The organism is Arcicella gelida, assembly GCF_034931025.1.
Taxonomy (GTDB): domain Bacteria; phylum Bacteroidota; class Bacteroidia; order Cytophagales; family Spirosomataceae; genus Arcicella; species Arcicella gelida.
On the sequence record NZ_JAYGIL010000039.1, the window covers coordinates 19,415 to 41,447 of the forward strand.

Here is a 22,033-nt window from a genome sequence, read left to right on the forward strand (position 1 = left end):
ATGCCCCTATTGCCGTAATTGAACTAATTGTGTTTCTGGGTCTTGTCCTTTGTCAAGGGTTGAAACCCTTGCGTACAAGGCAACCCGTTTTGTGGTATTATGTTGATTTTTCATTTATTTTGTCTATCAAAAAGGAACTCCTTTACAAAGATAACTTTTTACCCCCAAAAACACGCTTTAAACCCATTTAAAGAGGGGTGAATTTTTATACCCTTTTTGATAACTCAGACATATCATGTCAACAACATTTCTAACCGCCCAAGAAAGAGTTAATTACAATCGCATTCCAAAATTAGAAGAAGACGAACTATTGAAAGGATTTTATCTGACTAAAACGGATAAAATATTTGTCAATGGCTTTAATGGAATTACCAATCGCTTTTGTATAGCGGTACAGTTATGTCTGATAAGATATAGTGGGTTTTTGGAAGAAGATTGGAGAACGCTTGTGGTAGAAAATATTGGTGAAATTATGGCATCTCAAATGGGAATAACTGAATTTGATAAAAACTTCTTTACTGATTACGGACAAAGAGCGATGTCTCGAAGTTTCCACCTTCAACAGATTCTCAAATACCTCTAATACCGCAGATGGGAGCCTATTATGGATGAGCCAGCCCTTGAAAAATGGCTCATTGAACGAGGGATGGAGTATGATAATGAACGGTGGCTTTTGGATAAACTTTGTCAAAAATTACAGTATGATAAAATTCTTCGTCCTGCCATCGGGACATTAGAAAGGATTGTTGGCAGTATAAGTGAACGACTAAACGAAGAAACCCATCGCCGATTAGCGTTCCTTCTGACTCCTGAATTACAACAAAAATTGGATAAAATTTTGGAATTTGATAAGACCTTAAGAATGCCAACTCATCGCTGGCTATGTTTACAACCTACGTCAAATACGGCAAAATCCATCAACCAGACCTTAGATAAAATTGCTTATTTACAAGAAATGGACATTCCTACTTGGGATTTATCGACTATTCCTATCAACCGAAAAAAACGTTTAGCCAATATCGTTCGCAACAATACCAACTCCTATTTGCAACGTATGAACCCTATCAAACGATACCCTTTGATGATTTGTTTCTTGTGGGAAACCCTCTTAGATACAACTGATATGGTTTTAACGATGTACGGTGATTTCTGGCAACAAGCTATGAATAATGCCAAGAAGGAATTAAATGAATACCAAATGGGACTCGTAAAAATTCGTGGACGTGCTTGGCAGACACTCATTAATACAACTAAAATGGTCATTAATGAAGAGATTGAAAGCCCTGATTTACGGCAAACTATTTTTACCAATTACCCCAAAGAAGAACTCCAAGAAGCTCTTATGATGGTTATGAAGGGGTCTAAGGAGGATTTTGAACATACACAACTTTACTTTCTTTACAAGCAATACGCCCGTTTTAAACAGTTTACGGTACATTTTCTCAATACTTTGACTTTTGAAATAGCCTTTGCCAAAGATTATTTTGAGAGCGGATTAAATTTATTGATTCAACTTCAAAGAGGCACTAAACGCAAATTATCCAATGACGTTTCTATGAATTTTATTACTAATTCATGGATGAATTTGATTGACCAATTTGAATATTCTCAGCCGCAAGCCTATGAGCTTTGTGTGCTTTCGGTATTGAAAGATAGGCTCAATTCGGGAGATATATTTGTAAAAAATTCCTGCAAGTTTGCTGATTTCAATAGTTTTTTGATACCTAAATCTCGCTGGTAAAAAGAAGCGGAACAACTCTGTAATGCTTTGGGTAGTTTTGATATTGTCAAAAGAATTGATGAAATGGCGGCTGAATTAGCTTCTCTACTTGAACCCCTGTCCCAACTTTTGGCAGAAGGTACACGTAATGGTGAGGGGATTCGGTTAGAAAATGAAGAACTGGTTATGCTTGGCGTGGTGGCAGAAGAATTAAGTCCATCTACCCTATTTTGAGAGAACAAATCAACCTTCGACTTCCCAAGGTGGGTTTAGTCGAAATGATGCGGGAGGTGGATTCATGGATAAATTATATGGGTGAATTTAGGGAAGGAATTAGCCGAAATACAGAACATGATGCCCTTAAATATGCCACCCTAATGGGAAGTGCGTGTAACATTTCTTTGGCAGATTTAGCTCGTTCATCAGAATTAGATTATAATTCACTTTGGTGGGTAGCCAATAATTATTTTAATGATGAAAATCTCAGAAGTGCCAATACCAAACTGGTAAATTTTCATCATAAACAGTGGCTCTGTGGTTATTGGGGCAATGGAGCTTTATCTTCTTCCGATGGACAAAGATTCCCTACCAGTGGTAAAATACGCAACGCCAGTGCTATCGTAAAATATTTTGGATTTGGTCAAGGGGTTACATTTTACACGCATACCTCTGACCAATATTCTCAATATGGTTCAAAAGTGATTACTTCTACCGAACGGGATGCTACCTACGTCTTGGATGAAATCTTAACCAATGAAACGGACTTGGAAATATTAGAACATACAACTGACACGCACGGTTACACCGATTTGCTCTTTTCAATTTGGTAGGTAAGCAATTAATCTCTCGATTGAGAGACCTTGGGTCTCAAAGGCTCTGCAAAATCAAATCCAGTTTACACCCTGAATATGATAAATTAGAATATCCTGCACTGAGATTTACAGGTTTTGTCAATATTGATTATCTCAAAAAACACGCTCAGGAACTGCAAAGAGTTGGAGCATCGTTAATGACTGGTAATGTAACTGCCTCATTATTAATGAGTAGGCTTCAATCATATCCAAGACAAAATAACTTGATGTATGTGTTGTTGAATTATGGTCAATTAGAAAAAACTATTTTTATTGGCAACTATCTACTCCGCCCAACGCTCAGAAAAAAGGTAAGTCGGCAGCTTAACAAGGGAGAACAATTACATAATTTAAAACTTATTTTGCGTTTCGGAAGTGATGGATTTATTCGTAAACAACAAGAAGAGCAACAGCAAATCACCGCTTATAACCTAACCTTATTAACCAATATTGTCTTGGTTTGGAATACGGTTTATATCCAAGAGATACTAAAAGAACTCAAAAATGAAGGCTATGAAATTAATGAGGAAGACTTAGAACACATTTCACCAGCCCCTTTTGAGCATATTAACCGATTAGGAAAATACAATTTCAGAGACGAAATCAAACTGGAAGAGAACGGATTAAGGGCTTTGAGAAAGCCAAAGAAATGATACAATTAACTAAGATTTTAGTTTGAAACCGCTACTTTTCGTCCAATTGTAATGAGAACCTCAATAGTGTATATTGCATCTGTGTTTTATTTTCTTAGCAGATACAGAAAAACCCCGAAAATTGCCAATATTGACATTCTTTCGGGGTTATTTTATTGTTAATTAAACGATTATACTCCTAAAGAAAAGCCCACGTAACTTTACCCTAGATGTTTAATTGTACCCACCAACATTTATAATTGCTTTAATCGTAAGCTTATTTAAATAAATGTTTATTATAATTTACTAGATTATTCAATACTTCTTTATCAATGAAGTTAATTGCATGTTCAGAGTTTGTTACATCCTTATTTCTATAATTATGTGTAATATGAATACTAAGATAGCAGGTAATTCCTAAATTCACGGGTAAATCTGACGAACTACCTGTTTCATAATATCTCATTAAAGATCTGAATTGATTTTTAGTCATAATTGTAAATGCCAGAATGCCTTGATCTACTTGACGATTATCCAGATAATCTGATGCTCTTACTCGTTCTTGGATTCCTTCTAAATGCTGAGGTGTCCCAGTTTTAGCAATTATCACTAATGAGTCTTGCAAAACATTGGTTAAGTTGCTTACCCATATTCCACCACTGCTAATATTAGTTGACATATCAGAAATGAACTTACCTTTTACTTGTAAATTATTCAAATCATGATGTGGTATAGATGAAAAAGACATTTTCTTGACATTAAAATTTGCAAAAACCTTTTTATTTGTTATCAGCCTACAATATGCCTCTGCCATTTTTACATTATTCCACCAGTTACTACCTGAGCCTAATATCCAAGGTATCATTTCTCCTCTAAATGAATTGCGATTGTTGCTGCCAATTAAATCACCTCTTAGACTAATCATTTCTGGGCTTATAAGGCTAAATATTTGTAAGGAGTCTTTATAATTTTTATTATTAACGTTGATATCTGGATTTTTTAACCAACACCGATAATCATAAGTACAAGTATCATATCTACTGACTGATATACTGTAATTTTTTTCAATATTTTTGGCTAATTGAGTTCCCAAAAATGAATTAATTAATGTTTTTGGAATTATTCTATCACGATGGAGAATTCTATCACCTTCTACAGATTTAATAAATAATGCTACTGGATATGCATCATTTGACCACCTGATATAATCTCTCATACCAATATTATTACCGAAAAAACCTGAACCCAAATTAAATTCTTTTTCTAAATCATAGCCAAGTATTCTATTTACATAACGTTTACCTGCGATTTCTGGGCCTGAAAAGTCATTTATAGAAAGATTGTAATCATACAATCTATGGTCTTGGTCTAATATTGCTGCTGTTAGAATTGGTTTGAAAGTAGAACCAATAGTGTGATTAATTAAATTGAAATTTTTAACCTCGCCGAGACGTTTCTGATAACTTTCAGTATTTTCGTAGAAGGGTGCCCCTAATATTTCACCATTTGATGTATTTAATACTGTCATACCCAACCTAATTGTCATTTCTTTGTTAATAGGTGTATTGGGATTCACTGCTCCACTAGTACTGAAGGTTTTAAGTTTAGTTTCTAGGCTTTGTGCCATTACAGCATTTTGACTAATAAAGACGTTTGAATCTTTATTTATTGTATGAATATTTTTATTTTGATTTGCTACAATTTGTTTAAGCATTTGTTGTGTATAAAAATCGCCTGTTTCAGAAATATAACGCTGTTTCCCTTTTGTAGAATTTACCACAAAACTTAATTTTTTAAAGGGTGATTCATCCGTTAGAGTATAGTTATAAGAAATATTATTAAGCACGTAATTTATTTCACAAGGGAAATCATCATTTTTCAATATTACATCACTAGCGATTTGGTCGCTATCAAATGTCATGGTTTTTTTTTGTGTATGTATATTTATATTAAAGCCATTGTTTAAAATAGCATCGATGTGTAACTTACTATTGTTCCCATCTCTAAAAAGTTTGACATTCAAATTGGATAAGTTATCAATGTGAACTAAGTTGATAACATGTAATCTATATAAATTTTTAAAAAATGTATTTAATGTATTTTGTTGTTGATTTTGACTATATTGATAGAGGGAATCAATAGAATAGGTTATAATGTTTGAGTATTCATTATGATTACGTGACTGAATCTCTAAAGGTATCCAACTATTACCTACTTTAAGAAAAAGGACACTGTCTAAAGCTGAAGGCTGATTAACGATAATGTTACCTTCCCAGATATCAGGATTGGCTGGAATAGGCGTGTTAATGATATGTTTATCTATGAAAATATTTTTAATTTTAAAATCACTCCCAGCGTCAGTAGAAGGCTCAATATCAACCTTGAAAATTTCTCTTTCAAGATTTTCTCTTTGCAGTTTAAAATGTTTTTCTAAATTGCTAGCATAATAAAACAGAGAATCTTCGGAGCTTTTAAATTTTCTAATACCAGTGACTCTAATACTTGAAATTTCATAGCCTATATAGAATATAAGTCCACCTTCTTCTGAACTATTATTAATCGTAAGTCTTCCTTGATTATCAATAGAACAACTATTATAATCACTTATATATTTATCCAAAAAAGCATTAACTTTATTTACATAGCCAGTTGTTTGATAGTAATCATATTCTTTTGTATTTTTATTTTTTGATATAAAAATGTACAGAAAAATAATAATAATAAATAGTAAACAAAAAAAAATATTAAAACTACTATAAAGTTGTTTCTCTAAGGCATCACCTTTGAGGACAAAAAAAGGTTTATATGCTTTTTCCATAATTACTTAATTGGAATTATAAGTGAGTCTTTGATCATAAGTGGGTTATTGTATATAATATACTTCTCAGTTAAGCTGTAAATATAATTTGGATAATTCTGTTTATTTATGTCTGTGCAACCCTGAACAACTATTTTTATATACTTACCATTAAAGTAAATATTATAGTTTTTTGTATTTTCATTTTTTTCAATACTTACCAGACCATTTGGAATTTTATAAGCAATAGAATCTAATGAAATAGAATCCATTTTTAATAGTTCTTGAATTTCATAATTCATTAAAAAATCTTTGGTTATTAACGGATTTAGAAACATTCTCTTCTTGATTAAATAATTAGAATCATTATTAATATTATTCTGAATAGGAATTATTTTATTTAAATAGAATGTAATAAGAATAATTAAAATAATATTAGTAATAGTGTAAAGTTTTATTGATAAAGATTTTTTTGAATCCATATTAAATTCAATTTCTTGTTTTTTAATATCTGTAGATGCTTGTTCTGTTTGTGTAGTTGAATCTATTTTATCAAGAAATGATTCTAACTTTTCCTTTATTGTATCATATTTTTTAATATTTGATAATTCTTTAATCAAAAATATATTTATTTCTTCATTTGAAATCCCAAATTGCTCTAATTCATTAATTATTCTAGAATCGGCTATTAATAAGTTATATTCCTCTTTTAATTTTTTTATTAATTTCTTCCTCTTTTTGTCATACTTTCTTTTTTTCCATGAAATAATTGGAATCGACATGAAGTTTAAAATTTCATTCCATACATTACTTTTGTCAGTATTAGATTGTATTTTATCTTTAGCTTCGTCATATCCACCATCAAGACCTTTTTCTTCTTTAAAATCAATTCCATCAAGTTTATCATCATTAGAAGATGGAAGACTCTTTTTAGATTCCATTACTGAATTATTAGGATCTTTTATATCAATTTGTTCCGATTTATCATTATCAGAAGATGGAAGACTCTTTTTAGATTCCATTACTGAATTATTAGGATCTTTTATATCAATTTGTTCCGGTTTATCATTATCAGAAGATGGAAGACTCTCGTTAGATTCCATTACTGAATTATTAGGATCTTTTATATCAATTTGTTCCGATTTATCATTATCAGAAGATGGAAGACTCTCGTTAGATTCCATTACTGAATTATTAGGATCTTTTATATCAATTTGTTCCGATTTATCATTATCAGAAGATGGAAGACTCTTTTTAGATTCCATTACTGAATTATAAATTTCTTTAAATTGTACCGATTCATCAGCAATAGGCTTAAATGTAGAAAGGGTTTTAACATCTAATTCATTTAGTAAATCATGAAATTTATCCTCAATTCTTATTATAATTCCTTCACTTTTAATAAACCCATACATTTTATCATAATATTTAGTATTAGATAAAGGATTATTATTAAAATAAGTTTTAATAAGTATTATTTCAACCATATTAGAAGAATTATTTTTAATATGTTGATTGTAATCTGCTAGGTGAGTTTCAAAATCACTTTTACCAATATCCTCAAGTAATGTGTTGATTATTTTTTTGAATGCTAATTCTGAGGCTTTCTTACTGATCGCATCAATACTATCTGATAGTGTTTTGGGTCTTATATATGATAATAGCTCTTGATCATTTTGTAATTCTTCAATGATATATTTCCACAAAGTGATATTTTTATAATTAATACTACGCTTATTCTCATCTTCGTAAAAATCAATATTTGATTCTATTGGACGTTGAAAATTCTTAGTCGTAGTTGAAAGTAGTCTGTCGAACCCTACTATTAGATGTGCATATTGTGGAACATTTGAATATTCGTTATCATAACCAAATTGAGCAATAATCTTATTTGATAAGATTGGAGGCAGATTTGAGAGAACATAAAAAAGCGTATGCAATACGGGTTCATTCTGAGCTAAATCGTAAAGACTTATCAACTTCAATTCATCTATTAAAAATGAATCTTTATCGTTTTTTACCAGTAAGAAACATTTACGTTTATTCAGCCAATTTTCAAATAACCAGTCTATAATCGGATAAATATGATCATCTTCAGGCTTCATTAGACTTTGAATTTCAATATCTAATTTAGTATCTTTTGTGAAACTAATTGGAGCTTTCCAAAAGTAAAGATCTTTAAAAAGGTTTTTCTCCTCTTTTTCATTAAACTCACCTCGTATATGTAGAAAATCAATATACCTATTTTCAGAATCTCGGTTATAATCTCTTATATAGGTACAAATACCAATAAAAATTTCTTGAGTGTCAGGGAAATTGACTCGAAAATGATAGAACTGTTTATAAGTATCCAGATCCACAGGATGTACATTAATAGCACTCAATATTTCGCGAGCTATCCAATCGTTATTCGAGTTTTTTAATGTTAAAATTTTATAATCATCGAATGAGCGATCATATTTTCCATATATAAACTGATACATATTATTTACTTTCTTTAATCCATGTTATAAAATCTCTCATTGTCATCAAATTTTCATCTTCACGATATCCAACACCAAGTTCTTTTTCATCAAGTAAACCTGAATGAAAAAGCAACCAATCTAAAATAATTTTAACTCCAGGAAAATAGTTTAAGGTATTTAATTTATTTTTATTATCCTTCTCTTCAGGGCCTTTTTCTTTATATTCGCCACCATCCCACATCAAGCCACCATCCAACCTGTTTATTCCAGATATCATTATTTTTCTTTCGTATCTTTTTTGGTTGGAATTTATAGAGTCGCCTAGTGTGATACTATGTTTACATGAATCATCATTTAAAAGCTCATTAATAATTTTTATACATTCTATATTATGTATTTGACTATTTCTGTGATGATAATTATTCATCTCTGTTTCAGATGATTCAAGGAATTCTCTAAATTTTTCTGAAATACTTAAATTATCATTTCCTTCTCTGGTCAATAATTGCTTGAGCACTGTATCAAATTTTGTTATTACCCTTAACCTTGGTATTTCTTTATTTAAGCGTGTCAATATCAAATGGTTAAATACTTTTTGTTCCTCTTTTAATATCTGTTTATCTATACTAAAAATTTTATTAGTATCATCGTATGCTATCGGATAGCAAATAATTACTATTGTACTATCTTTGATTTTTTTTATCAATTCTTCTAATCTTTCTTCTTGTATTTCATTGTTATCATCAATATTAAAGAAGCTACCTGATAGATTTAAAATTTCGATGGGAATCTCATTTTTACCTTTTTCAATTATACCCATATACGATTCAGTATCATCTAAATCTTTTGTAGGTCTAAACCTATTTCTTACAAACTCTAATTGCATTTGAGTCAGAAATTCATAAATGGACTTTGATGAACCTGAAGTACTAGGAGCAGCTTTGGATCTGGCTTGTGCTGCTTCCTCATTAGAGTCTAATGGTGTTAAATTATTTGAAGACATCACGCTTTTGTTAAAATCCGATGATTTTTCCTCTACTTTAGTCTTTAATGTCAATTGACTATATAGTTCAGATCTAACTATAAACTCATTGAAAATACTGTACAATAGTGCCGTTTTGCCACTTGCTGTTGGCCCAATTACACTTATTTTTATTTTTTTTGGGGGGACATCCTTAAAGAAATTCATCTTTTTTAGCATTTGGCTAATATTCGACTTCATAATATTATTTGATTAACGTTTCAAAAAGTAAAAAAATGTTAATAGGCTCATTAAACCACAACGAAACATCATAAAGTAAATATTTCTTTTTTTTACGGTCTATTGTCGATTCCAAAATAGGGTATCTGAATCCATATTTTTCTAGGATATCACTTAGAAAACGATTTGGACAAATACCAAAGTTTGTTATTAAAAAATGATGATAAGCCAACTTATCGAGCAAAGGATTTCGTTTAGAATCAATTAACATCGGAAACTTATCTAAGAAATCAATCAAAATACTTTCATCAAAATCTATGATTATTTTAACTTTTTTATCTCTCCAAGCAATTGTTTGTGATATTTGACTTAGTTTGAGGTGTTCCATCGTTGGAGCTTTACAAAGCCATTCATTTTCAATACATAAAATAAATATAACATGTTGATTATCAAATTTTTTGATCCATTTTGTCGTTTGGTCAAAAAAATTTTCATTTATATTATTTATATCAAAATATGTTAATCGATAGTTAATTAATTTAAGCCTACCATCATAAAAAACGACATCCTTTGTCGAACGATTTATTTTTGTTGTTTCTACATAGCCAAATTTTTGTAAATTATTTTGTTCAAATGCTTCAAAAAGACTTTCTACTATATTATTAGTGAAATCTGGATTGTGACCAAAAAAAATTAGCTCAACAGTTTTCATGAATTAGTTATACTTTTTTTGAAGACAGCAAATAAAACACCTAATATTAATGGAGAAAGATCTATAACTATACTAAATAGTAAGCTTAGCCACCTTATATCACTTACTTTATTATTCCATACGTCCAAAGATGTTTTAGGTATTCTAACTTTTATTGTTGGACTTTCTGATAACCCCATCTTTGATGCAATATCTTGTTTTATCGCAATTATAGCATCAATTTTGTTATCATTAATGGTTTTTATTTTATTTGTAAGTGAGTCAGGTTGTCCACAAATTTCAATGGTTTTGAGTAGGAGTGTTCGTACATTCTCTACATATCTAATCTGGCTTGTATCGATTACTATAAAATCTGCTTGATATTTGAGATGCTTTGTAATGATATATTTTATTTTGGTTAGGTTATTGCCTGCTTCTATATATTTTTCCTTTTTTAAGTAAATTGAATCCTTTTTGTCTATTTTTTTTTCTAATAAATTAATCTGCTTTTTATTATTCTTATTTTTAGTACTATCACTTTTATTTTGGGGATTGTCAATAATTTGTGATTCAAAAGTATTGATTGACTCCTCTGTATTCATTATATTGATAGCTGTATTTATATGAGATTCTAATACTTTACTTACCTTTTCTTCTGTATCAATTACACCTTCACGATATATATTAAGCTGATATTGCTGTTTAATTTTTTCATAAAAAAACAAATAATTAAATGGCATAACACAGGCTATATCTACTATTATAAAAACGATAACAAAATAGTGATTATCTTTCCCTTTAATGATAAAATAGGTTATCACAAATAGAGTGCACGTAATTAAAATAGAATAAACAAAAGCGAAATTTAAAAAACTCAGATAATCCACTTGAGGAAAAAAAAGTTCATTGATACCCAGTACATTATTTAAACCTCTGTATGTTCCTAAAAGACTCAAAAATAAGAACCCTAACTCAATAGCATATACAAAATATTTTATAATATTTAGCTTTTTATTTCCATTTGTGGGTTCACTAAAATTTTCAAGAAATCGTAGAAGTTCTGGTGGTTTTTGATAACTAATGAATATTCTGCTAATAATATAACCAACTATTATTAATCGAATCTCGATATTTACTCGAAATGAAATTAATAATAAAATAACAATGACTGGTAAATTCTCAAGAATGTATGTGGTAAAAAATTGTACTATATTTAATTTATCTTTTTTCATTTTTCATTAATTTTAGATTTTTGTCTATAACCCATGATACCAAAAAGCAAGATGGTTTCAATATATTCGCTTATAGAATCAATACCTAAACCATTGATAAGCCTTCCAGTAAAAGGTAATAATCCAAATTCGGAAAGTAATAACCAACACCCATTGCCTGATACCATCAGCCATGCAATTACTCTAACTAAGCCACCCGGTGTGATGCCTTTGCTTTGGACAGCATTGTAAGGATGGTCAGTTAATATTTTGAGTGTGAGTGTTCCGCTCAGACACCAATAGCACAATAATATAAGTAAAAGACCAAAAAGATGGGTAACGCTTAACAGCACAATTGGATTTAAATCATTTATTATTACTGGATATAGGCCTTTAGAGAAAATAGGCTGAAGTTGCTCACTAGCTTTTATTAATTGTGGCAGAGATGGTGGGTAAGACATTACATTATCAGCAGAATTGTTTTCCATGATAGTAATAAACTCCAAATATTCATCATAGTTACTGTAACCAACTTCTTCAACTTTAGCTTGATTAAAAAAAATGTTAATTCGTTCATTAAAGCGTTTATCATTTGGAGAAGGATTCATTAAAGTTCTAGTATAAAATATTGTAACACCAGCTAAGAGCAGTACAGGAATCAACAAAATAATAAGTTTGAAAAAGGAATTTTGTAGTATTGAGTTATATTTTATTATTTTATCTATATAACTATTTGAGTAAATAAACACAAGAAGTAAAGTTGGACATAAATACACTGTAAGTGAACCATTATCAATATAAAAATTAAAGCCAACAAAAAATAGTAAGATACCAAAATAGAAACGTGATCTAATTTTTTCATTAATCCTTACAGGCAATTGAGACATAATAAATTCTTTATTAATTAACATAAAGAAAATACTAACCATTATAAGTGGAGTAAATTTCCTCCAAAGAATTGGGAGGAAACATAGAAATACAATAGTCAGAGGTATCGCATGTTGAATTAATGAAGCCAATTCTAATTTGCTAATCACTCCCTTTGTCTTCTTTTTGAAAATTGTAGCTAGAAGTATCAACACAATAGCTAGCACACTAAATTCAATGCATTGGAATAGTTTTTGCCTTACTAAATCATTTTTAAGATAATCAAAAGGATTTAAAAGATTAAAATCATAAGCCAAAATATAAGGATAGTAATAGTAGTAAAAAAAGAATATTAAAATTACCATTACTGGTATTAAAAGGAGCCATGATATATGAAACTTAGGCATATACGTTTGTTGCACCCATATATATACTATAATAAATGGAGTAGTATATGCCAAAAACAAAGAAATTGGGAGAAAATGACTAATATAAGGATAGGTAAAGGATAATTTGAGGGCAATAAACAGTTTAAAATGTAAAAAGATTACTACTACTGTTATTATATTCAAGTAGTTTTTTTTGTAAACACTATCATCCTGATGAATACTATGTCCACCGAATTCATTTAGTTGTTCACGACGTATAGTATTATAATAGGTTCCAAATACTACTCCACAAACAATCCAAAGCCCAATAAAAGGAACAAGTAAAAATAGCCAATTAATGTAATTGTATGTTAAATGTAGTTTTGTAGTCTCTGTTGAATCCCATATCTCAATTTCACGAGGTATTATATCAGTTTGCCTTGATTTAAAAGAAGAAAGGTTTTTTGTCGTTGCATTAAAATAACTAAATTGGATTTGATTTTGGAATTGTGTTGCTTTGAGTAAAAGTCCGTTAAAGATATTTGAAAAGTTATCAAAATAATAGGATCTGGCATCAGGAACACTTTCATTTTGTTTAATAAAAACGCCTTTTATTACATTTATATTTTCGATGTCTGATACTGTCTTGTCACCTATTCCAAAAGAAAGTAGGTGAGAAAATAAAACTTGATAACTCTTATCTTTTAATATAGGTTTAATAAAAATGTGATTAGCATTCCACTCTGTTCTAATAGCTTTAATATCTACAATAGTACGAATTTCATTTCCATCAACAATCTTTTTACTTTTGGGCTCAAAGAATTCGATTTTGAAACCTTTACTTATATCTGATTGAACAAATTCTTTTAAAGCTGAAAACTGACTTCCACTGCTAGTTAACAGTACCTCTTTATCAAGTATAATGATTTCAGGATCAGATTTACCCTTTGCCCAATAAAATACAGTTTTAAGGTTTTCAGATTGCTCATTTTGTAAATTTTGAGGTATAGTTAGGTGAAGTGGATAATACTCATACTCCCATTTGTCTTTAAGAGTTTTTAGGTTTTCTATAATGATATTACAATCTATATTTTTACCATCAATTTGAATATTTGAATTTTTATTAAATGGATGTTTATTGATGTTTTTGCCATTTATTTTAATATATGTTGGGCTTTTAAAATAAAATAATGCAGAATTTACAATAAATCTAATCTTAATTTGATTGGTGTCTAAGTTCTTGAAGATAATATTATCATTCTTACCAATAGTTAACTCTTTGTTTTTAGTTGTAAAGCCAGTAATTGTAAAAAAGTTATAATTATCAGAGAAATGAATGGATGATGCGAGAATACATAATAATAAAGCGAATAATAATAGATATTTCTTCATTTAGGCATCTGTTTTTTTACTTAATCAATTAGCGTCTAAGTCATTAAGAGAACATTGGAATTATAAATAGGAATCAAAAAACTGTATAAAGTGTCTTTAATGACACAACATTAAGAAGAAATAACTAAGTGCACACAGCAATTTATACTTAGATTAAAATATATGTTTTATCAAAAGTAAAATCTATTGCTTTAATGAAAGCAAGTAAATAAAAAAAAACAAATATTCAAATGTTTTTAACTAAAAAACAGAGTATTTCTTAAAAAAAACTAAAAAATTTAACAAGTTGTTTTGAGTCTGTTCATCCAACTGTGTCAGTTTAAAATTAAGTTTATTTTTTTACTTTTACTCAGACACAATTTATTTATGGAGACTCCTGACAATTTTGATTTTGAGACTTTTAAGCAAGAAGCGATAAAAGGTCTTTATTCTGGCAAACCTCTCACTGGAGAGAATGGTATTTTTGCTCCCATGTTGAAGCATTTTTTAGAAAGTGCTTTACAAGGAGAATTGGATAATCACCTGAATGCTAACAAGGCTGAGGGAATTAAAAACCGTAAAAATGGTTTATCAAAGAAGACTATTAAGAGTAATAGAGGTAGCTTTGAACTAGAAGCCCCACGTGACCGAGACGGTAGTTTTAGCCCCCAAGTCGTAGGAAAGCGACAGTTAGTCTTAACAGATACTTTAGAGCGTCAGATTATCTCTATGACTTGGCGTCCCCGTCTCACATGGAATGAGTTATTCCTCTATCAATGAGCAACTGGAAGAACTTTATGGATATCATCTTTCAGTAGGAGAACTCTCAAACATCACTGATAGAGTAATTCCACGCCTTCAAGAATGGCAATCCAGACCTCTTTCAAGGGTTTATGCAGTAGTCTGGATGGATGCGATGTTTTACAAAGTCCGTATTGACGGTAAGGTATCATCCAGAGCCATGTATAGTGTAATAGGCTTAGGTTTAGACGGTAAAAAAGAAGTATTAGGGATATATTTAGCTGAAACAGAGGGACTGGGCGTCCCCGCACTAAATTTTGGCTGTCAGTATTAACTGACTTTAAAGCAAGAGGAGTTGAGGATATTTTAATCAGTTGTGTTGATGGACTCAAGGGTTTTCCACAAGCCATTGAAGCGGTATTCCCTAAAACACAGATACAACTTTGTGTAGTTCACCAAATCCGTTACTCTACCCGCTTTGTCTATGATAAGCATTTAAGAGAATTTGTAAAGGATTTACAGCTTGTTTACAAAGCAGAGAATCTTAATATGGCAGAACAACATTTAGGTACTTTAGCAGAAAAGTGGGGCAAATTATATCCCAAAGCAGTTGAAACTTGGACGAATAATTGGGAGAATATCTCTACCTATTTTCAATACTCCCCAGCAATCAGAAAAATCATATACGGGGACGCCCAGTCGACTAATACCATAGAAGGCTATCATAGACAAATTAGAAAAATCACCAAGAGTAAAGGAGCTTTTGCTTCTGATAATGCTCTTTTGAAATTAGCCTATTTGGCAATTCAGAACATGGATAAGGTTTGGAATGCAAAAATTAAGAACTGGAGAGAAATGCGTGCAGAACTAATCATTACATTTGAAGACAGAATTTCACAAGTTGATTTATTGAGTTAGGGGGCTAGCCCCCTAACTCAATAAATCAAATGACACAGTTCAGTGAACACTCCCTTATTTTTTATTGATAATCAATTTCTTATAAGTAATAAGAAAAATTTATTTAACACTATTTCTGTAATTTTGCCCAATAAACTAACAAGAATAATGGGCAGGGTATTAGATATAATCTTAACTACTGAGCAAGTAAGAGAACTCGAAGAAGAAATCAAACACAATTCTAACCATGTAATACGGCAACGCTGTCAAATGATATTACTAAAATCAAAATCCTGTAAAACATCGTTGATTTGTGAAATAATTGGAATAAAGAGTCAAAATCAAGTAAATACTTGGATAAAGGCGTATAAAAATATGTATGTAAAAGTAGGGCTATCATGCCTGAAAAATGCTGAGGGTCAAGGTCGTAAGCCAATCTTTGATAGCCAAACAGAGGCTGCACTAATCCAAACTATTGTTAGACAAGAACGTCAGAAATTAGCTAATGCCAAAGTCATTTTAGAAAAAGAACTTAATAAGACTTTTACGACTAAAACCTTAAAAAACTTTTTAAAAAGTTTGGCTGGCGATACAAACCAATAAGAGTTAGTCCCAAAGGTAAACCCAATGATGACTTACTAATTATTAAGAAAGAGCAGTTACGTTTGCTCGAAAATCAGTCTGAATTAGGCAATATTAATCTATTTTATGGTGATGAAACAGGTGCAAACGAATTGGCTTATGTCACTTATGGTTGGCAAGCAAGAAATGAAAATGTATCTATTTCAGCCTCCCATGGACAACAAATAAATTGTTTTGGTATTATTTCGAGAAAAAATGAATTTTTCTCGAAAACTAGCTTGCAAACTATAAACGCTGACTTTATTGTTGAGTTTATAGATAGTTTCTCATTCACAATTATCAAACCAACCGTCATAGTTTTAGACAATGCTCGTATCCATATTGCTCAGAAAGTCAAATCGGACCGCCGAAGCGGAACGTATGAAGTTTTGGCAAAAAAGAGGTTTGTACATTTTTTTCTTACCTCCATATTCCCCACATCTAAATCGGGCGGCGTTCCGCATTATCGAAAGAATATGGAAAGAACTTAAAGCTCGTTGGATAAAACCCGAAGATTATATTTCTTTCGATAATCTAAGATATGCAACAATAAATTGTTTGAAAAACATCGGAATTAATCTGAATATCAAATTCACAAATTATTGTTAATTAATTCTTTACCAATACTTATTAAAGATTATTATATCTACCCGTTGTGCATTTTAACAAATTCTGATTTTGATATTATTAATATTCCTATCAAAGATAAATTTGTTGATATACTGCACTATAGTTACTGTCGTTATCTTTGATAGGATTCTTGTTTTATAGCCTTCAATGGATTTTGCATAGTTTCTCTGTATCATAAATTGGTCGCATAGCTGAGAGAAGAGTGTTTCTATTCTTTTTCTCGATTTTCTAAAGATATAAGGCTATCGTTTATATTTGTGTTGATTCTTTCTCATGGGCACTTCAAGCCTTATCCGACAGATCTCAAAGAGGTTAAGCTGTTGCTCAGAAGATAAATACCCTTTGTCCGCCAGTAGTGTACAGTCTTTAAGCTGGTCTTTAACATCTTTTAGATAATGTATGTCATGTATAGAAGCAGGAGTCATATCAAAGCTTTTAACTACTCCTCTCAACGAACATACAGCATGTAATTTATAGCCATAATAATGTTTTGACTGAGCCGCACAATGTCCTTTATTGGGATAACTAACTAATAGATGATTCTTTACAGATTTTGCTTCTTGAACAACGAAGCTGTTTAAACAAATGAAAAACATTCCCAAATAAGTGAGAATTTTGTGGTGTCTAATCATAAAATATCACCTAATGGGAATGCTGAGTAAAAATACAATAGAGAAGTGGATTATCCCACATTTATCCGTCGGAAGCCGTGGTTTTGAACCTACAGTACCTTTAGTTGAATTAGTGGAAGCTATTTTTTATCGTCTTAAAACAGGTTGTCAATGGAGGGAGTTACCGACAAAAGAGTTCTTTAGAGGAACTATTCTGTCTTGGAATAGTGTCTATTATCGCTTTCAAAAATGAAATCGAGCAGGTTGTTGGAGGAAAGTTTTCATCAATTTATTGAAAGAAAATCGACAATATCTTGATTTATCAAGCCTTTCATTAGATGGCTATCATACACCTGCAAAGAATGGAGGAGAGTCTGTTGCTTATCAAGGTAGAAAATCATGCAAAACAACTAATGCCTTATTTTTGACTGATAATCAAGGAATTGTGCTGTCAATGAGTACTCCTCAAGCGGGTAACCATCATGATTTACATGAAATAAGTAGTCTATTTAAAGAGTTATGTGATATGCTAAATGAAGCAGATGTAAGGTTAGATGGACTATTTTTAAATGCTGATGGAGGTTTTGACTCAAAAGAGTTAAAAGAAGCTTGTTGTGGAGAGGGTGTTATTGCCAATATAAAACCAAATGCAAGAAATAAACGAGAAGAAACCTTACCTGTAATTGGGACAACTGTTTTTGACGAAGAACTTTATAAGGGACGATATGTAATTGAGCGAAGCAATGCTTGGATTGATGGCTTTAAGGCTCTTTTAGACTGTGCGTCGCAATCAGATTTGAATTCTTAGCTCAAAACTGGATATGCCTACATTTTATGGCATTCTCAGTCATTTTATTACGAAAAATCAATAAAAAAATAAAAGTTTAAACAGCTTCAACGTGATAGTTTACATATTTCTAAGGGCATACTATCGACAATGAAACAATCTTCAAATTCATTAAAACAATCCGATAGCCTTTGCCTTAGTGCTTCCAGATATGGAAACAGTCTAAGCTTTCTACGATTATAGACACTACGTTCAATCTTGGCTTTCAAGAAATCAGGCAAAAGCCTAAATAGATGATTCTCACTGTCAATACGTAAGACAAAGACTAATCACCTCAATATCCTTTAATTTAGGATTCCGTCGTTGATAGGGTAACAATTTTTCCTCGGAAAAACTGTATAAAACTTCTAGAATTTTCTCGTAATTTGCTGTAAAGTTGTGCATTTGTATTGGTGTGTCGTAACTACAATATACTGCTTTTTAGCAGTTTGCACAACTTTTAATCACATAAACCAAAATGCACAACGGGTATAATGATGTTAAATAATAGGAATAAAGCTTAAAATAAAATTGAAAAATGGCAAATTGGGGTTCATTAGCACATCGCTACGAAAAAATACAACCACGTAAAATTCTTTCGCTTGATGGAGGTGGTATTCGAGGAGTTCTTACTTTGGAAATTCTTTTGGAAATAGAAAATCAACTTAAAGCTGAATTGAAAAAGGATGAGAGTTTTAGATTAAGTGACTACTTCGATTATATAGGAGGAACAAGCACTGGTGCCATAATAGCAGCCGGACTATCTTTGGGCATGTCTGTTAATGAACTTCTCAAATTTTATGAGGACAAAGGCGAGGCAATGTTTGATAAAACATTTTTATTAAAAAGAGTAAAACATTTTTATAATGATGGTCCTTTATTGAAAGAGCTAAAAAATACATTCGGTAAAGGAGATATTAATATTGCAACGAATAGGTTTAAGACCTTACTATTAGTAGTAACTATGAATCGAACGACAGATTCTCCATGGCCAATTAGTAATAATCCAAATGCGAAATACAATAAGACTGACAGACCAGATTGCAATTTAAAAATACCACTTTATCAACTCGTTCGTGCAAGCACAGCGGCACCTGCCTATTTCCGGCCAGAAACATTGCAATGGGATCTCAATGACCCTGAAAAAACATTCGTTTTTGTTGATGGAGGAGTAACACCCTATAATAATCCATCTTTTCTATTATATAGAATGGCTACTCAAGCGTCCTATGGCCTTAATTGGAAAACAGGGGAGAAGAATTTATTGATAGTTTCAGTTGGTACTGGTTCAGCACCTTCTGTAGGAGTATACAACAACTTATTAGATACATTGAAAGAATTACCCACTAATCTTATGTACGCAATGCAAGTAGATCAGGATATAAATTGCCGAACAGTTGGTCGTTGCATTTATGGAGCACATATAGATAGTGAACTAAGTGATATGATTCCTCTTGACTCCAATGGTCAACCACTTAGTATGGATACTGATGCAAACAAGCACTTTCTTTATGTTCGGTATAATGCTGACTTAAGTGTAAGAGGATTGAAAGAAATAGGACTTAGTCACATTGATTCAGATGAGGTCCGAGAAATGGATTCTGTAAAATATATTCAACAATTAAGAACAGTTGGAAAAGCTGTGGGCACTAATCAAGTTAAAGTTAAAGAACATTTTAAATATTTTATACAATAATTCTCACCTAAAAATTAGGAACATGAACCACACGATTCTATTCACTGGTCACATGATTGACGAAAAGGAAAGACAAAAGCCTTGTTTCCCTGCAAGTAAAGAAACAGCAGTAAGGGCTGAACTTCGTAAGCAATTAGTTGAAGAAAAAACAAAAATAAATAATTTATTGATCGGAATTGCAGGAGGTGCTTGTGGTGGAAGGGTTTTCTTATAAAAATGAAAAGGCAAGGAAAGCCTGCATTACTTTTGTAGTTCTGACATAAAAAAGAACACAGATGCTACCTTGCCAAGAACAAAATAAGAGTTTTTTTGACCAATTACAAAATGTTGAAGGATTAGATTTACGAGATACGAGAGGTTTACGTCATGAACTTCGAGTAGTATTGTTGGGTGTAACGATGGCTATTTTGAGCAACAGAGACGGGAATTTATCAAGTATTCATCGCTATATTGTTAATCACAATACTCGAATATTAAGGTCAATAAACTATTCTAATCATAGTCCAATATCCCGTTCTCAACTTCCCAACGTTTTAGAGAATGTGTGTTTGAAGACATTTGAGGGTATATTATTTGCTAATTTTGGTGTTATTCTATCTGAGCAAGAACGTCAATGGTTTGCCCTTGATGGCAAGGATTTAAAGGGAAGTATTGAAATGGGGCATACCAGAGGAGAATCAATCGTTCTAGCAGTTACTCACAAGGATAGAACCGTTCAAAGTCAAGATTATTATAGTGGACGAAAGGACAGTGAAGTCATGACAGTACGTAATATTTTGAAAGATAATAATTTGGAAGGGCAAAAAATAAGTATGGATGCCTTGCACTGTAAACCTCATACACTTGAACCCATTAATGAGTCGGGTGGAATTTACTTGGTTGGTTTGAAAGAAAATCAAAGAGAGTTATTAAGTGAGTGTCTTGATCTGATTAGATTCTCAAAACCAACTTTCAATTTGATCCAAGCCGACTCCCACTTGGATGGAAGTATAAAAGCTCAACATGGTCGTATCGAAAAAAGAGAATACAATGTGTATGATATTTCCAGAGAACAAAAACACGAGCGGTGGAAAAATTGTAAAATTAGTACTCTGATAGCAGTTAAAAGGGATATTACAAAAGTCAAGACTCAAAAAAAGCACATCCAAACAAGCTATTATATTTCTAATCAAAATGATAAATATGTAGAATTATGCCATGCCGTTAGAGGACATTGGGCAGTTGAGGTCAATAATCATATAAGAGATGTAACATTTGCAGAAGATGATTTAAAGTCAAAAAAAACAATTTATCACGTTCAATCGCTGGTTTGAGAACATTAGCATGTGGAATATTAAACCATTCTAAATATTCAAACAAAAAAGCTCAATTAGATGATTTTGCTGACAAATTTGATGAATTAGTCCAGTTTTTAAAGGCAATTAAATTTTTATAGGAATGCCGTTCTTGTGGTGGTGACATACTTTTCCATGAACTATGTGAGGAAATAGGAATTAGCACTGAAATATATCTTGCTTTACCAGTTGAAGAATATAAAAAACAATCTGTTTCATTTGAGGGGAAGTTATGGGACAATCGTTTTAATAAGTTATTTAAAAAGCTACCTGTTCATATACTACCTGTAGAGAAAAGATATAGTGCCAAGAATAATATATGGGCTGTGACAAACCTAAGGATGTTAGAACATTCACTAGAAGTTGAAGGAAAAAGTATGACACTTATTGCTTTGTGGGATTATAAAGGAGGAGATGGGAATGGAGACACCGAACATATGATAAAAATTGCTGAAGATAAAGGAGCAAAGATAAAAATCATTGACATTAATAATTTAATATAA

General features: G+C 31.2%; 18 protein-coding genes and 4 pseudogenes. 14 read left to right on the forward strand and 8 right to left on the reverse strand.

Going from position 1 to position 22,033, the window contains the following annotated elements:
• Positions 1-235: 235 nt before the first annotated feature.
• The 4 genes and pseudogenes from VB776_RS21815 to VB776_RS21830 all read left to right on the forward strand — a co-directional run bounded on the left by VB776_RS21815 (position 236) and on the right by VB776_RS21830 (position 3,224).
• The gene (locus VB776_RS21815; protein WP_323698995.1) at positions 236-583 is read left to right on the forward strand and encodes a DUF4158 domain-containing protein; all 348 of its coding nucleotides are present in this window, start codon (positions 236-238) and stop codon (positions 581-583) included.
• Positions 584-604: 21 nt separating this feature from the next.
• Positions 605-1,741, forward strand: coding sequence for a hypothetical protein (locus VB776_RS21820; RefSeq protein WP_323698996.1), 1,137 nt, complete (start codon positions 605-607; stop codon positions 1,739-1,741).
• 27 nt (positions 1,742-1,768) lie between these two features.
• A complete protein-coding gene (locus tag VB776_RS21825; RefSeq protein WP_323698997.1) occupies positions 1,769-1,954 on the forward strand; it encodes a hypothetical protein in 186 nt (61 codons plus the stop codon).
• Between the two features lie 77 nt (positions 1,955-2,031).
• A pseudogene (locus tag VB776_RS21830) lies at positions 2,032-3,224 on the forward strand (Tn3 family transposase).
• 256 nt (positions 3,225-3,480) lie between these two features.
• On the opposite strand, the gene VB776_RS21835 reads toward VB776_RS21830, so the two are convergent.
• From VB776_RS21835 to VB776_RS21860, 6 genes are read right to left on the reverse strand one after another with little or no spacing between them, the layout of a single operon-like run.
• Entirely contained in the window at positions 3,481-6,021 is a 2,541-nt protein-coding gene (locus VB776_RS21835; protein ID WP_323698998.1) for a hypothetical protein, read from the reverse strand.
• 2 nt (positions 6,022-6,023) lie between these two features.
• Positions 6,024-8,483 (reverse strand): hypothetical protein, encoded by a 2,460-nt coding sequence (locus tag VB776_RS21840; RefSeq protein WP_323698999.1) that lies wholly within the window; start codon positions 8,481-8,483, stop codon positions 6,024-6,026.
• Between the two features lies 1 nt (position 8,484).
• Positions 8,485-9,687, reverse strand: coding sequence for a hypothetical protein (locus tag VB776_RS21845; RefSeq protein WP_323699000.1), 1,203 nt, complete (start codon positions 9,685-9,687; stop codon positions 8,485-8,487).
• A gap of 4 nt (positions 9,688-9,691) precedes the next feature.
• Positions 9,692-10,378 carry a hypothetical protein gene (locus VB776_RS21850; RefSeq protein WP_323699001.1) on the reverse strand — a complete coding sequence of 229 codons (687 nt, stop codon included), beginning with the start codon at positions 10,376-10,378 and terminating at the stop codon, positions 9,692-9,694.
• Positions 10,375-11,589 (reverse strand): hypothetical protein, encoded by a 1,215-nt coding sequence (locus VB776_RS21855; RefSeq protein ID WP_323699002.1) that lies wholly within the window; start codon positions 11,587-11,589, stop codon positions 10,375-10,377. Before VB776_RS21855 ends, VB776_RS21850 begins: the two co-directional genes overlap by 4 nt.
• Complete coding sequence (locus VB776_RS21860) at positions 11,586-14,195, reverse strand: hypothetical protein (RefSeq protein WP_323699003.1); 2,610 nt, start codon at positions 14,193-14,195, stop codon at positions 11,586-11,588. Before VB776_RS21860 ends, VB776_RS21855 begins: the two co-directional genes overlap by 4 nt.
• Before the next feature lie 366 nt (positions 14,196-14,561).
• On the opposite strand from VB776_RS21860, the pseudogene VB776_RS21865 reads away from it, so the two are divergent.
• The 4 genes and pseudogenes from VB776_RS21865 (at position 14,562) to VB776_RS24605 (ending at position 17,042) form a co-directional block, all read left to right on the forward strand.
• Positions 14,562-15,833 (forward strand): annotated as a pseudogene (locus VB776_RS21865) (IS256 family transposase).
• A 147-nt stretch (positions 15,834-15,980) separates the two neighbouring features.
• Positions 15,981-16,415 (forward strand): helix-turn-helix domain-containing protein, encoded by a 435-nt coding sequence (locus tag VB776_RS21870; RefSeq protein ID WP_323699004.1) that lies wholly within the window; start codon positions 15,981-15,983, stop codon positions 16,413-16,415.
• A gap of 62 nt (positions 16,416-16,477) precedes the next feature.
• Positions 16,478-16,924 carry a transposase gene (locus tag VB776_RS21875; protein ID WP_323699005.1) on the forward strand — a complete coding sequence of 149 codons (447 nt, stop codon included), beginning with the start codon at positions 16,478-16,480 and terminating at the stop codon, positions 16,922-16,924.
• Positions 16,815-17,042 carry a transposase gene (locus tag VB776_RS24605; RefSeq protein ID WP_407653865.1) on the forward strand — a complete coding sequence of 76 codons (228 nt, stop codon included), beginning with the start codon at positions 16,815-16,817 and terminating at the stop codon, positions 17,040-17,042. Before VB776_RS21875 ends, VB776_RS24605 begins: the two co-directional genes overlap by 110 nt.
• Positions 17,043-17,095: 53 nt before the next feature.
• Here VB776_RS24605 and VB776_RS21880 read toward each other — a convergent pair.
• Positions 17,096-17,584, reverse strand: a pseudogene (locus VB776_RS21880) (IS982 family transposase); the annotation flags it as partial.
• 130 nt (positions 17,585-17,714) lie between these two features.
• Here VB776_RS21880 and VB776_RS21885 point away from each other — a divergent pair.
• Together VB776_RS21885 and VB776_RS21890 are read left to right on the forward strand one after the other, a co-directional pair.
• Entirely contained in the window at positions 17,715-17,927 is a 213-nt protein-coding gene (locus VB776_RS21885; protein WP_323699022.1) for a transposase, read from the forward strand.
• A gap of 39 nt (positions 17,928-17,966) precedes the next feature.
• Positions 17,967-18,482, forward strand: coding sequence for a transposase (locus VB776_RS21890; protein ID WP_323699006.1), 516 nt, complete (start codon positions 17,967-17,969; stop codon positions 18,480-18,482).
• Between the two features lie 89 nt (positions 18,483-18,571).
• On the opposite strand, the pseudogene VB776_RS24610 reads toward VB776_RS21890, so the two are convergent.
• Positions 18,572-18,905: pseudogene (locus tag VB776_RS24610) on the reverse strand (IS982 family transposase); the annotation flags it as partial.
• A 133-nt stretch (positions 18,906-19,038) separates the two neighbouring features.
• Here VB776_RS24610 and VB776_RS21895 point away from each other — a divergent pair.
• From VB776_RS21895 to VB776_RS21910, 4 genes are all read left to right on the forward strand, one after another.
• Positions 19,039-20,196, forward strand: a complete 1,158-nt coding sequence (locus VB776_RS21895) for a patatin-like phospholipase family protein (protein ID WP_323699007.1) — start codon at positions 19,039-19,041, stop codon at positions 20,194-20,196.
• A gap of 22 nt (positions 20,197-20,218) precedes the next feature.
• Positions 20,219-20,410, forward strand: a complete 192-nt coding sequence (locus VB776_RS21900; protein WP_323699008.1) for a hypothetical protein — start codon at positions 20,219-20,221, stop codon at positions 20,408-20,410.
• Between the two features lie 61 nt (positions 20,411-20,471).
• Complete coding sequence (locus VB776_RS21905) at positions 20,472-21,509, forward strand: ISAs1 family transposase (RefSeq protein WP_323699009.1); 1,038 nt, start codon at positions 20,472-20,474, stop codon at positions 21,507-21,509.
• 362 nt (positions 21,510-21,871) lie between these two features.
• Positions 21,872-22,033 (forward strand): hypothetical protein, encoded by a 162-nt coding sequence (locus tag VB776_RS21910; protein WP_323699010.1) that lies wholly within the window; start codon positions 21,872-21,874, stop codon positions 22,031-22,033.